At 64.6% G+C, this 13,113-nt stretch carries 12 protein-coding genes; 5 read left to right on the top strand and 7 right to left on the bottom strand.

Annotation, left to right across the window (positions count from 1 at the left end):
- Nucleotides 1-183 precede the first annotated feature (183 nt).
- From coaD to IB235_RS01550, 3 genes are all read right to left on the bottom strand, one after another.
- On the bottom strand, nt 184-678 hold the full coding sequence (gene coaD / locus IB235_RS01540) for a pantetheine-phosphate adenylyltransferase (protein ID WP_155037855.1): 495 nt from the start codon (nt 676-678) through the stop codon (nt 184-186).
- A gap of 96 nt (nt 679-774) precedes the next feature.
- On the bottom strand, nt 775-1,212 hold the full coding sequence (locus IB235_RS01545) for a CBS domain-containing protein (RefSeq protein WP_155037856.1): 438 nt from the start codon (nt 1,210-1,212) through the stop codon (nt 775-777).
- Between the two features lie 59 nt (nt 1,213-1,271).
- Nucleotides 1,272-2,189: a LysR family transcriptional regulator gene (locus IB235_RS01550; protein ID WP_192335024.1), complete on the bottom strand. Its 918-nt coding sequence runs from the start codon at nt 2,187-2,189 to the stop codon at nt 1,272-1,274.
- 108 nt (nt 2,190-2,297) lie between these two features.
- Here IB235_RS01550 and IB235_RS01555 point away from each other — a divergent pair, with 108 nt between their 5' ends.
- The 5 genes from IB235_RS01555 (at nt 2,298) to IB235_RS01575 (ending at nt 7,413) form a co-directional block, all read left to right on the top strand.
- Nucleotides 2,298-3,797 carry a CoA-acylating methylmalonate-semialdehyde dehydrogenase gene (locus tag IB235_RS01555; RefSeq protein WP_192335027.1) on the top strand — a complete coding sequence of 500 codons (1,500 nt, stop codon included), beginning with the start codon at nt 2,298-2,300 and terminating at the stop codon, nt 3,795-3,797.
- A gap of 114 nt (nt 3,798-3,911) precedes the next feature.
- The gene (locus IB235_RS01560; protein WP_192335030.1) at nt 3,912-5,057 is read left to right on the top strand and encodes an acyl-CoA dehydrogenase family protein; all 1,146 of its coding nucleotides are present in this window, start codon (nt 3,912-3,914) and stop codon (nt 5,055-5,057) included.
- Nucleotides 5,057-6,064, top strand: a complete 1,008-nt coding sequence (locus tag IB235_RS01565; RefSeq protein ID WP_192335033.1) for an enoyl-CoA hydratase/isomerase family protein — start codon at nt 5,057-5,059, stop codon at nt 6,062-6,064. Before IB235_RS01560 ends, IB235_RS01565 begins: the two co-directional genes overlap by 1 nt.
- On the top strand, nt 6,061-6,936 hold the full coding sequence (gene mmsB / locus IB235_RS01570) for a 3-hydroxyisobutyrate dehydrogenase (protein WP_192335036.1): 876 nt from the start codon (nt 6,061-6,063) through the stop codon (nt 6,934-6,936). Before IB235_RS01565 ends, mmsB begins: the two co-directional genes overlap by 4 nt.
- A 153-nt stretch (nt 6,937-7,089) precedes the next feature.
- On the top strand, nt 7,090-7,413 hold the full coding sequence (locus IB235_RS01575) for a hypothetical protein (RefSeq protein ID WP_155037862.1): 324 nt from the start codon (nt 7,090-7,092) through the stop codon (nt 7,411-7,413).
- Here the strand turns inward: IB235_RS01575 and recN are convergent, their stop codons facing one another.
- From recN to ftsZ, 4 genes are all read right to left on the bottom strand, one after another.
- Complete coding sequence (gene recN, locus IB235_RS01580; protein WP_192335039.1) at nt 7,414-9,057, bottom strand: DNA repair protein RecN; 1,644 nt, start codon at nt 9,055-9,057, stop codon at nt 7,414-7,416.
- A 32-nt stretch (nt 9,058-9,089) separates the two neighbouring features.
- Complete coding sequence (locus IB235_RS01585; RefSeq protein ID WP_155037864.1) at nt 9,090-9,941, bottom strand: outer membrane protein assembly factor BamD; 852 nt, start codon at nt 9,939-9,941, stop codon at nt 9,090-9,092.
- Nucleotides 9,942-10,096: 155 nt separating this feature from the next.
- Complete coding sequence (lpxC, locus tag IB235_RS01590; protein WP_192335042.1) at nt 10,097-11,038, bottom strand: UDP-3-O-acyl-N-acetylglucosamine deacetylase; 942 nt, start codon at nt 11,036-11,038, stop codon at nt 10,097-10,099.
- Nucleotides 11,039-11,266: 228 nt separating this feature from the next.
- Nucleotides 11,267-12,901 (bottom strand): cell division protein FtsZ, encoded by a 1,635-nt coding sequence (gene ftsZ, locus IB235_RS01595; RefSeq protein WP_192335045.1) that lies wholly within the window; start codon nt 12,899-12,901, stop codon nt 11,267-11,269.
- Nucleotides 12,902-13,113 lie beyond the last annotated feature (212 nt).

Below are 13,113 nucleotides of genomic sequence, written 5' to 3' on the forward strand. Positions count from 1 at the left end.
GTCAGTTACCGGAATTGACAAAGGGCGGCCATAGGGCCGCCCTTTTGCATTACGCCTCATCCTCGGGTCCGGGATCGGGTGACGGATCGGGCAAGGGCTGCCGTTCCGGTTCCGGGATCGGCAGCGGCTCTCGGGCGGGGATGGCGGGCATCTGTCTCTCCTGCACAGGCCCGGCAGCCCGGCTCAGGCCGGGAAGCGGGCGATCAACGCCTCATTGACCGCGGGGGGAACGAACTTGCTGACATCGCCGCCCAGCCGCGCGATTTCCTTTACCAGTTTCGAGGCAATGGCCTGACGCCGCGCATCGGCCATCAGGAAGACCGTCTCGATCGTCGAATCCAACGTGCGGTTCATGCCGACCATCTGGAACTCATATTCGAAATCGGCCACCGCGCGCAGGCCGCGCACGATCACCGTGGCGCCCACGTCGCGGGCGCAGTCGATCAGCAGGTTCTCGAACGGATGGACCAGAATCTCGCCGCCCAGACGGCGGGTGATCGCGTCGCATTCGTGGCGCACCATATCGACGCGCTCATCCAACTTGAACAGCGGCCCCTTGTCGCGGTTGATCGCAACCCCGATCACCAGGCGGTCGACCAGCGCCAATGCGCGCTCGATGATATCGACATGCCCCAGCGTGATCGGATCGAAAGTGCCCGGATAAAGTCCGATACGCATGGACCTGCCCCCCTGTTCCACGAAACGGCCAACCGAAACAGGTTTTGGCGCAAGATTGCAAGGGGTTCCGCGCGGTCACGCCGCGCGGCAACCACTCTAGTTCCCCATGATCATCCCGGTCAGGGCGTCACGCTCGGCCCGCAATTCCTTGAGCCGCGCCGAAACCGCATCCCCGATCGAGACCAGTCCGATCATCGCCCCCGAGGCATCGACCACTGGCAGGTGGCGGAAGCGCCCTTCGGTCATGCGCTCAAGGATGGCGCGGGTATCCTCGCCGGTGGTGCAGGTCATCAGGTTCCGGGTCATCAGGTCGCCCACGGTCAGCGCCAGCACCCCGGCACCGCGTTTGCCAAGTTCGCGCACGATGTCGCGTTCCGAGATGATGCCAAGCGGCTGCGGCGCATCCCCGAGCACCACGATCGCACCGATGCGCTTGTCCGACAGCATCTTCGCGGCATCGGCCACGCTGGCGGTCGGGGCGATGGTGATGACCTCGCCGCTGGCTTTCATCGACAGGATCTGCTTCACGAGCATGGTGGTTCCTCCTCGGCGAAATCTGCTTGATTTCAAGGTTGCCCCAAGGCGCGCTTCCGTCAAGCCCACTCTTGGCTGGGGCCATCAAGGCCGATCAACCCTTGCAAACGTGCCACCTCGGCGCGAATTCCCTGCGCCAGCGCATCCGCGATCCGGTTCATCCGCTGCGAGCGGCGGTCGTCGGCATGCCGGATCAGCCAGAAGCTGCGCGTCAGCGAAATCGCATCGGTCAGCACCCGACGGACACCCGGACAGAAGGGAATGGCAAAGTCATGCACGATCCCCAAGCCCGCCCCCGTCCGTACCGCCTGCATCTGCACCGAGACCGAGTTCGAGGTCAGCTGCGCCCAATCCGCCCCGGTCTCGGTCAGATAGTCCAGCTCGCGGTCAAAGATCATGTCGGGGATATAGCCGATCATGCGATGGCCGCGCAGATCCTCGCGCGTCAGGATCGGGGGATGGCGGTGCAGGTAATCCTCGTGCCCGGCCAGATGCAGTTGGTAATCGGTCAAGCGCTGCACCACCAGCCGCCCGGCCTGCGGCTGCGACACGGCGATGGCCATGTCGGCCTCGCGCCGGGACAGGTTGAAGACGCGCGGCAAGGCGACGATCTGGATCTCCAACCCCGGATGATCCTCGCATAGCCGCGCGCAGATCTGCGGCAGCAGGTAATTGGCACAGCCATCCGGCGCGCCGATGCGGATCTGGCCGGTCAGGTCGCCGGGACCGGACAATGCCTCGCGCGCATCCGACAGCGCCGCCTCGGCCGCCTCGGCATGGGGCAGCAGGCGTTCGCCCTCGGGGGCCAGCGCATAGCCCTGCGGGGTCTTCACGAACAGCTTGGCCCCCAGCACCTGTTCCAGCCGCACGATGCGCCGCCCGACGGTCGAGGCGTCAATGGCCAGCCGCCTGCTGGCCCCCGACAGACTGTCGGCGCGTGCCACGGCCAGAAAGATGCGCAGATCGTCCCAGTCCATCATTCACCTTTGCAAAAACGCAAAACGCTTTTGCCAGACTTTGTCTTTATCCGGCAATGTTGCAAGTCTATGATCCGTCCCAACGCAAATTCCCGATGGGAGGTCATCATGGAAGAACTGAACCACTGGATCGACGGCAAGGAAGTCAAAGGCACTTCCGGCCGCTTCAGCGATGTCTACAACCCGGCCACCGGCGAGATCATCGCCCGCGTGCCGCTGGCCACCCCGGCCGAACTTGATGCCGCCATCGCCAGCGCCGAGCGCGCCCAGCAGATCTGGGGTGCCACCAACCCGCAGCGCCGCTCGCGGGTGATGATGAAGTTCGGCCAACTCATCAACGAGAACATGGACAGGCTGGCCGAGATCGTCTCGCGCGAGCATGGCAAGACCCTGCCCGACGCGCGCGGCGACGTGCAGCGCGGCCTTGAGGTGATCGAGGTCTGCATGGGCGCGCCTGCGATGCTGAAAGGCGAGTTCACCGACAATGCCGGTCCGGGCATCGACCTGTATGCCATGCGCCAGCCGCTGGGTGTGGTCGCGGGCATCACGCCCTTCAACTTCCCCGCCATGATCCCGCTGTGGAAAATGGGCCCGGCGCTGGTCGCGGGCAATGCGATGATCCTGAAGCCGTCCGAGCGCGTGCCCTCGACCTCGATCATGCTGGCGAAGCTGGCGCAGGAAGCCGGTCTGCCCGATGGCGTGCTGCAGGTCGTTAATGGCGACAAGGAAATCGTCGACGCGATCCTTGACCACCCGACCGTTCAGGCCGTGGGCTTTGTCGGCTCGACCCCGATCGCGCAGTACATCTATGGCCGCGCCGCCGCCAACGGCAAGCGTGCGCAATGCTTCGGCGGCGCCAAGAACCACATGCTGATCATGCCCGACGCGGATCTGGACAAGGCCGCCGACGCGCTGATCGGTGCGGGTTACGGCGCTGCGGGCGAACGCTGCATGGCGATCTCGGTTGCGGTTCCGGTCGGCCAGAAAACCGCCGACGCGCTGATCGAGCGTCTGGTTCCCCGCATCGAGAAACTGAAGGTCGGCCCCTATACCGCGGGCGACGATGTCGATTTCGGTCCGGTCATCACCAAGGCCTCGCAGGAACGCATCAACCGCCTGATCGCCTCGGGCGTGGAACAGGGCGCGGATCTGGTCGTCGATGGCCGCGATCTGAAAATCCAGGGCTATGAGAACGGCTTCTTCTGCGGTCCGTCGCTGTTCGACCGTGTCACCCCGGACATGGAGATCTACAAGGAAGAGATCTTTGGCCCGGTCCTGACCACCGTCCGCACCGACAACTATGAGGACGCGCTGAAGCTGGTCATGGACAATGACTATGGCAATGGCACGGCGATCTATACCGCCGATGGCGACACCGCGCGCGACTTTGCCAGCCGGGTCAATGTCGGCATGGTCGGGATCAACTTCCCGATCCCGGTGCCGCTCAGCTACTATTCCTTCGGCGGCTGGAAGAAATCGGCCTTTGGCGACCTGAACCAATACGGGCCCGACGCCTTCCGCTTCTACACCAAGACCAAGACGGTCACCGCCCGCTGGTTCTCGGGCATCAAGGACGGCGCTGCCCTGAACTTCAAAGCGCTGGACTGACAAGGGTCAAAGGCGGGGGCAATTGCCCTCGCCTTTCCTTTTGCGCGGGTGCAACACTGGCGCAACATTTCCGGGCCACACCCGGAAGCCTACGAAAGACATGAGGGAGAGGGCATGGATTTCGCGCTGAGCGACGAGCAAGAGGCCATTTTCGACATGGCCCGCGCATTCGGGGCCGAACATATCGCCCCACATGCCCAAGCATGGGAGGAAGCGAGAACCATCCCCCGCGATCTGTGGACCAAAGCCGCCGAATTGGGTTTCGGCGGCCTTTACGTCTCTGAGGATCATGGTGGAACGGGGCTTTCGCGGCTGGACGGCACGCTGGTCTTTGAGGCACTGGCGATGTCCTGCCCCTCGGTCGCGGCGTTTCTGTCGATCCACAACATGTGCGGCGGCATGATCGAGAAATTCGGGTCCGAGGACAGCAAGGCGCGCTGGCTGCCCGGCCTATGCGCCATGACTACAATCTTTTCCTATTGCCTGACCGAGCCGGGATCGGGTTCCGACGCCGCCGCCCTGCGCACACGGGCCGAACGCACGAACGACGGCTGGCGGCTCAACGGGACCAAGGCCTTCATCTCGGGCGGGGGCTATTCTGACGCTTATATCTGCATGGTCCGCAGCGGGCAGGACGGGCCCAAGGGCATCTCCTCGGTCGTGGTGGAAAACGGCACGCCCGGCCTGAGCTTCGGCGCGCTTGAGCGCAAGATGGGCTGGAAATCGCAGCCGACCTCGCAGGTGCAATTCGACGACTGCCTGATCCCGACCGAGAATCTGCTGGGGGATGAAGGCCGAGGATTCAGCTATGCCATGGCGGGGCTGGACGGGGGGCGGCTGAACATCTCGGCCTGCGCCCTTGGCGGCGCGCAGGCAGCGCTGGACGCCACTTTGCGCTATATGGGCGAACGGCGGGCCTTTGGCCAAAGCCTCGACCAGTTTCAGGCGCTGCAATTCCGACTGGCCGAGATGGAGACCGCGCTGCAATCGTCGCGCATCTTCCTGCGGCAGGCGGCATGGAAGCTGGATCACGGCGCACCCGATGCCAGCAAGTTCTGCGCCATGGCTAAGCTGCATGTCACCGACCGCGCCTTTGAGGTCGCGAACCAATGCCTGCAACTGCATGGCGGCTATGGCTATCTGGCCGATTACGGCATCGAGAAGCTCGTCCGCGACCTGCGTGTCCACCAGATCCTTGAGGGCACGAATGAGATCATGCGCCTGATCATCAGCCGCGCGTTGCTGGCGGAGCGGGGATGATGACCGATATCCGTATCCTGAAGGACCGCCGCGCCGGGCGGATCACCTTCACCCGCCCGCAGGCACTGAACGCGCTCAGCCATGACATGGCGCTGGCGATCAACGCGGCGCTTCGGGGCTGGCAGGACGACACCGACGTGGCGCTGGTCGTCATCGATGCCGAAGGCGACCGCGCCTTTTGTTCGGGCGGCGACGTGGCTGCGGTCTATCGCGCCGGGCTGGCGGGCGATCACCAACTGGGCCGCGACTTCTTTCGCGACGAATACCGGATGAATGCGCGGATTGCCGAATATCCGAAACCCGTGGTGGCCTTCATGCAGGGCTTCGTCATGGGCGGCGGGGTCGGTGTGGGCGGCCATGCCAGCCACCGCATCGTCTGCGACAGCACCCGCATCGCCATGCCCGAGGCCGGGATTGGCCTGATCCCCGATGTCGGCGGCAGTTGGCTGCTGGGCCATGCGCCAGGCCGGATCGGGGAATATCTGGGCCTGACCTCGGCGCGGATGGGACCGGGCGACGCGATCCATGCGGGCTTTGCCGATACCTATCTGCCGGCCGAGGAATGGCCCGCGCTGATCGAACGGCTTGCTGAAACCGGTGATCCCGCCTGCATCAAGGGCCAACCACGCCCCGAGGCACCGCTGGAAAATGCCGATCTGTCGGTTTTCGGCGGGCGCACGGTCGAGGACATCATGGCCACGCTTGCCGCTGCGGGTGCAGATGACACGCTTGCCCCCCTGCGCCGCAATTCGCCGCTGTCCATGGCCGCGACGCTGGCGCTGGTTCGCGCGGCGCGGGGCGACCGCTCGATCCGCGAAAGCCTCGCGCGCGAATACCGCTTCACCTATCGCGCCACCGCCGAAAGCGATTTTCTGGAAGGTGTCCGCGCACAGATCATCGACAAGGACCGTAATCCGGTCTGGGCCGCGTCATCCGCCGAGGGGAAGGTGCGCGCGATGCTGGACAGCTTGGGCGATGCGGAACTGGACTGGGAGGACAGGGCATGAAGATCGGGTTCATCGGATTGGGCAATATGGGCGGGCCGATGGCGCGCAATCTGGCCGCAGCAGGGCATGAGGTCGCGGGCTTTGACCCGGTCGCCCCGATGCCGCAGGGCGTGACTGCCACGCCGGATGCGGCCACGGCAGCGCGCGGGGCCGATGTCGTCATCACCATGCTGCCCGACGGTGCGATCCTGCGTCGTGTCGCAGGCGATCTGATCCCGGCCATGGCGTCCGGCGCGGTCCTTTGCGATTGCTCGACCGTCGATGTCGAAAGCGCACGCGCCGTCGCGGCGCAGGCCGTCGCCGCAGGGCTGGGGGCGTTGGATGCGCCGGTTTCCGGCGGCATCAGCGGCGCGGCAGCGGGGACGCTGACCTTCATGGTCGGCGGCAGCGATGCGGATTTCGCCAAGGTCCAGCCTCTGTTCCAGATCATGGGGCAAAAGGCGGTTCATTGCGGCGATTCAGGCGCCGGTCAAGCCGCCAAGATCTGCAACAACATGATCCTTGGCGTGACGATGATCGCCACCTGCGAGGCCTTCTCGCTGGCCGACCGGCTGGGGTTGGATCGCGGGCGGCTGTTCGACGTGGTCTCGACTTCATCCGGTTCCAGCTGGACGATGAACACCTATTGCCCCGCCCCTGGGGTGGGTCCGCAATCGCCCGCCGACAATGGCTACAAGCCGGGCTTCGCCGCCGAATTGATGCTCAAGGACCTGCGGCTAAGCCAGCAGGCAGCCGAGGCCGCGGACGCGCCAACCCCGATGGGCGAGTTGGCCGCCGCGCTTTACGCCCGTTTCGTCGAGGACGAAGACGGGCGCGGCAAGGATTTCTCGGCCATGCTGCCTCGGTTCGAAGGGCTACACCGCCGGGACTGATGCGGAAATGACACAGCCATGCGCGCCGTTTCACGCAAAAACACGTGCGTGATGGATCCATGACGCCTGTCGCATCGTTGGTCTGGAAACGCGACTGCCGGGTCGATGCTTGTTTACGACTTGGCAAGAAGCGAGTGCTAGATTGTAACGATCATGAACCGCATACACAAATACACCCTGGCTGCCGCACTTGGACTTGCGGCATGCACCATGGCTTTGGCCCAGCATATGGGCGGTGAGGACGGCCAGACCTTCCTTGCACAGGATGCCTCGGCCCATCCGGCCCGCAAGCTGCGGGTCGGACAACATATCGATGCCGAGCAATTGCATCGCATCAGTCGCCCCGGCCTTTACGGAATCAGCCGACCGCCTGCGGGCAGTGAATATGGTGTGATCGATGGCCGATTGGTGCGCTATGACGCCGAGACGCTGCAGGTGCAGTCGATCATCCGCGAAGTCGATCACATCCTGGACTGATCAACCCTGAAGCAGCGCCCGCGCGGCCTCTTTCGCAGCCGAGGTCGTCGTCTCGCCCGAGATCATCCGGGCAATCTCCTCGATGCGTTCGGGATCGTTCAGCGCCGTCACGCGTGAGGTGGTCATCCCGTCCGTCACCGATTTCGCGACTCGGAAGTGATGCCCGCCAAGCGCCGCGACCTGCGGGCTGTGGGTCACCACCAGAACCTGTGCACCCTCGGCCAGACGGGCCAGACGACGCCCCACGGCATCCGCAGTCGCACCACCAACGCCCCGGTCGATTTCGTCAAAGATCAGCACCAGCGCATCGTTGCCGCGCGCCAGGCAGACCTTGAGCGCCAGCAAAAAGCGCGACAGCTCGCCGCCCGAGGCGATGCGATCCAAGGGGCCGGATGGTGCACCGGGGTTGGTGGCGACGGTGAAGGCCACGGCGTCCCTGCCCTCGGGTCCGGGTTCGGCATCCGACAGCACGGTTTCGAAAACGGCGCGCTCCATCTTCAGCGGCGCAAGTTCGGCCGCCATCGCGGCATCGAGCCGCTTGGCGGCCGTGGCGCGCGTCTCGGACAGCCCGGATGCCATCGCGTTGTAATGCGCGTCAGCCGCAGCCACCGCCTCGGTCAGGCGCGCCAGATCACCCTCGCCCGCGTCGATACGCGAGAGGCGCGCGCGCAACTCATCGGCAAGCCCGGAGAGTTCGTCCGCCAGCACATCATGCTTGCGCGCCAAGGCCCGAAGCGCAAACAGCCGCTCCTCGGTCTTTTCCAGATCGCGCGGGTCGAACTCCATCGCCTCTAGCGCCGATTCGACCCCGGCCACGGCATCGGACAGCTCGATCAGCGCGCGCTGAAGGGCGGCTGATGCGGCCTCGAGCCGCCCCTCGGCACGCTCGGCCGCGCCGTCAAGCCAGCGACCGGCGTCGAGCATCGCGCCCTCGGCCCCCTCTGACCCCAATGCATGCAGCGCGCGCGCGACATCGCCACGGATGCGCTCGGCCCCCTGCATGGCGCGGCGGCGCGTGTCCAGTTCAGCCTCTTCGCCCGGTTGCGGATCCAGCTTGTCCAGTTCGGCCACGGCATGGCGCAGGAATTCCTCCTCGCCCTTCGCAGCAGCAAGGTTCGCCTCGGCCCCGGCCAACGCTCCACGGGCCTCACGTCGTTCGGCCCAAGCTGAACGCACTGCCGACAGATCCACTGCCGCAAAGGCATCCAGCAGCAGCCGATGCCCCCGCGGGTTCAGCAGGCCGCGATCGTCATGCTGGCCATGCAGTTCGACCAGTGTTTCCGACAGTGCCCGCAGCACTTCACCCGAGGCGCGGCGATCGTTGATATAGCCGGTTTTGCGACCATCCGCGCCGTTCACGCGACGCAGGATCAGCTCATCTCCGACAGGAATCCCGGCCTCGGTCAGAAGCGGACGCGCGGGATGGGCTTGGGGCAGGTCGAAAACGGCGGTCACCTCGCCTTGGCTCGCGCCATTGCGGACCAGATCGGCACGACCGCGCCAACCCAGCACAAAGCCCAAGCAATCCAGCAGGATCGACTTACCGGCCCCGGTCTCGCCGGTCAGCACGTTCAGACCCGGCCGGAAGTCCAATTCCAGCCGGTCGATCAGCAGCATGTCGCGAATGTCCAGCGAACGAAGCATTCAGCCCCCGTAGGGTGCGCTTCAGCGCACCATCACAACCATTTGCCCTGAATGACCTGGCGGTACACGGCGGTCAGCCAGCTGTCACCCGCCACCGCGGGGGCAAGCCCGGCCCCGCGCAGCTGCGCATAGGCATCCAGATAGAAGGGCGAGGACCGGAAGTTATGGCCAAGAATCGCGCCAGCGGTCTGTGCTTCATTGTTCAGGCCAAGCGCCAGATAGGCCTCGACCAGACGCATCAGCGCCTCGGGCGTATGGGTCGTGGTCTGGTAATCCTCGACCACGACGCGGAAGCGGTTGATCGCGGCCGAGTAATGCCCGCGCTTGAGGTAATAGCGCCCGATCTCCATCTCCTTGGCCGCCAGATGGTCGAAGGCCAGATCGAATTTCAGGATCGAAGAGCGCGCATATTCGCTGTCGGGATATTGCTCGATGACCTCGCGCAGCGCCTGCAGCGACTGGAAGGTCAGGCCCTGGTCACGGCCGACCTCATCGATCTGGTCGTAATAGGACAGCGCCAGCAGATATTTCGCATAGGCCGCGTCCTCATCCCCCGGATAGGTGTCGATGAAACGCTGCGCCGCGCCCCGCGCCTCTTCGTAGTCGCGGGCACGGTGATAGGAATAGGCCTGCATGATCAGCGCACGCTTGGCCCATTCGGAATAGGGATACAGCCGCTCGACCTCGGAGAAATATTTCACCGCCGCCTCGGGCTTGCGGGTGTTCTCCAGCTCGTATTCGCCGCGCTTGTAGATTTCCTCGGCGGTGAAGCTTTCAAGCGATTCGGGAACCTTGCTGGTGTCTCCGCCGCCGCCGCAGCCCGCCAAGAGTCCGACTGACAGAGCCACCGCGACCAAGGAACCCGCCGATCTGATGCCCGCCATGCCTGCTACCTGCCCGTCAAAATTACTTTGGGCCGCGCGGGCTTGCACCCCCACGGCCCGGTCGTCCTAGCACAGAAAATCCGGCTGCGCAAAATGCCAAAATACGCTTGAGGTCGAGAGCTTGAGCGCCATTTCGCCGGCAGGACAGCCGCGCCTCAGGCGACGGCCAGATGATGGGCCGGGTCAAAGACCGCACCCATCTCGGCCACCACGCCGGCACCCGGCAGATGGTCCTGCATCGAAGGCGTCACCGTGACCCATTCCCACGCATCCGGCGCCGCGAAAAGCGCACGCAGCAACTTGTTGGTCATGGCGTGACCCGCCCGATGGCCGGTATAGCGCGCCAGCAGCGGTGCGCCCGCCAGCGCAAGGTCACCCATCGCGTCCAGCATCTTGTGGCGCACGGCCTCGTCCGAATGGCGCAGACCGCCGGGCGACAGCACCTTGTCTCCGTCGATCACAACCGCGTTCAGATAGGTCCCGCCAAGGGCAAGCCCGTTCTGCTGCATCTGCACCACATCGGCCTGACGGCAGAAGGTGCGGCTGTCCATCAGCTCATGCACGAAGCTGCCATTGGCCATATCCAGCCGCTTTTCCTGATGGCCGATCGCGGCATCGGTGAAGTCGATGTCGAAATGGATCTCCAGCCGGTCCGAGGGCGTCAGCCGGGCAAAGCCCTGACCGTGATGCACCTCAACGGTGCGCAGCACGCGGATGGCGCGCAGTTCGGATTCGGGCTGGCGACGGATGCCCGCCTCCATGATGCCGCGAACGAAGGGCTCGGACGAGCCATCCAGAATCGGAACCTCGGGGCCGTTGACTTCGACCAGCGCATTATTGATTCCGGTTCCGGCCAGCGCCGCCATCACGTGCTCGACGGTCGAGACGGTCGCACCCGCGCCATTGTCCAGCAGCGTGCAAAGCTGCGAAGGGGTCACATGGTCCCATCGCGCCGGAATCCGCACGCCACCCAGATCGGTGCGTGCGAACACGATGCCGTGACCGGCGGGTGCCGGCAGAATCGCAAGACGCACCGCCGCACCCGAGTGCAGCCCTACGCCGCGGAACTGAGCTTTCTGAGCAATGGTCGTCTGCATGGTCTTGCCTGTCTTATTCTGTGGTGAAGGGAGTGCCCCTTCCGGTCTTGAGACTGAGTTAGGCGCGTCGCGGGAAAGTCACAATTAACGATTTGTGACGGGATGAAACAAAGCAGCCCCGTCCGTGTGACCAAACAGCCGATCGGCGGCAAAGCGCTGATCCGGAAAAGAAAAAAGGACCGCCGAAGCGGTCCCTTCTGGATTCTTGCCGAAAAACTTGTGATCGGCTCAGTTTGCCTGACGGCGCAGGAAGGCCGGAATTTCGACATTGTCATCGGCCCGGTCGGGGCTGGAGAGATCGTCGAAACCGGCATCGTATCCGCCGCTGCGGCGGGCTGCGACACGCTCATTCACGCGCTCGGCGATGGTCGAGGCGGCGGGTTTTTCGGCCGAATGATCCGAATGGCCCGAGATACGCTCAAGCATGCGGCTGAGGCCACCCATGCGGCTTTGCACGCGGCTGGCCACGTCCTGCTGCGGTTGCGGCGCGGGCTGACGCGGCTGCGGTGCGGCCTGACGCTCGGGCGCGCGCTGCACGGCCTGCGCAAGGCGGGCCATTGCGGCATCCGAAGGCGTGCCGGGCGCGGCAGCCGGGCGACGCGGCGGGATGAAACTGCCGGTATCGCCGTGCAGCGCATCACCCTGCGGATGCGAGGGCTGACGAGTCTCGGGCTGGTAGGCCGGGCGCGGCATGTCGTCTTCGACATAACGGTGGTCCGGCTGGGCAGGATGCTGCGAACGGGCGGCGACATGCTGCACCGGATCGATGGTTTCGACCGGAGCGCGGCGTGCCGGAACCGGCTCGGGTTCGTCGACCGGCTTTTGCGACACGTTCGGCGTCTGGGTCAGCGGCTCTTTCATGCCGCGACGCGGCGCGGGCAGTTCGGCTGCCGAAGAGTCGATTCCGGTCGCCACGACCGACACGCGGATCGATCCTTCCATCGACGGGTCCAGCGTCGAACCAACGATGATATTGGCCTCGGGATCGACCTTCTCGCGGATCTTCTCGGCCGCCTCGTCCATTTCGAACAGGGTCAGGTCGTAGCCGCCGGTGATGTTGATCAGGACGCCGCGGGCGCCGTTCAGGCTGATTTCGTCCAGCAGCGGGTTCGCGATCGCCTTTTCGGCGGCCTGCACGGCGCGGTTCTCGCCCGAGGCTTCGCCGGTGCCCATCATCGCCTTGCCCATCTCGTCCATCACGGCGCGGACGTCGGCGAAGTCGAGGTTGATCAGGCCCGGACGCACCATCAGGTCGGTCACGCCCTTGACGCCCTGATACAGAACGTCATCGGCCATGGCGAAGGCTTCGGTGAAGGTGGTCTTTTCGTTGGCCAGACGGAACAGGTTCTGGTTCGGAATGATGATCAGCGTATCGACGACCTTCTGCAGGGCCTCGACCCCGTCCTCGGCCTGACGCATGCGCTTGGTGCCTTCGAACTGGAAGGGCTTGGTCACGACGCCGACGGTCAGGATGCCCATCTCTCGCGCGGCTTGGGCGATGATCGGGGCCGCACCAGTCCCGGTCCCGCCACCCATGCCGGCAGTGATGAAGCACATATGCGCGCCCATCAGATGATCGACGATATCCTCGATGGTTTCTTCGGCGGCCTTGGCACCGATCGACGGTTTCGCGCCGGCGCCAAGGCCTTCGGTCACCTTCGGACCGATCTGGATGCGCTGCTCGGCCTTGGAGTTCTGCAAGGCCTGGGCGTCGGTATTGGCCACGACGAAATCGACGCCCTCAAGCTGCTTGTCGATCATGTTATTGACCGCGTTGCCACCCGCACCACCGACGCCGAAGACGGTGATGCGCGGCTTCAATTCCTGGTCATCGTTGAGCATCAGGTGGATCTGCCGTTCCATTTCGCCTGCCTTGTTGTTTGCGCCGGACAGTGCGGAGTCCGGTCGAATCCCCGTATCAAAGAAAGCCTAGCCAGATTCGGCCCAAGCGTCATCCAAAAATCACGCGCTTCACACAAAATGTACCTAAACACCAGAGTAATTTCGGCGGTATCTTGCCCATTCTTCAGCATGTGGTGGGCGCATGCCTCCACCAGCACATTATCAAGTTTCTT

The sequence above is a fragment of the Paracoccus sp. PAR01 genome, from assembly GCF_014851995.1.
GTDB classification, from domain to species: Bacteria; Pseudomonadota; Alphaproteobacteria; order Rhodobacterales; family Rhodobacteraceae; genus Paracoccus; species Paracoccus litorisediminis.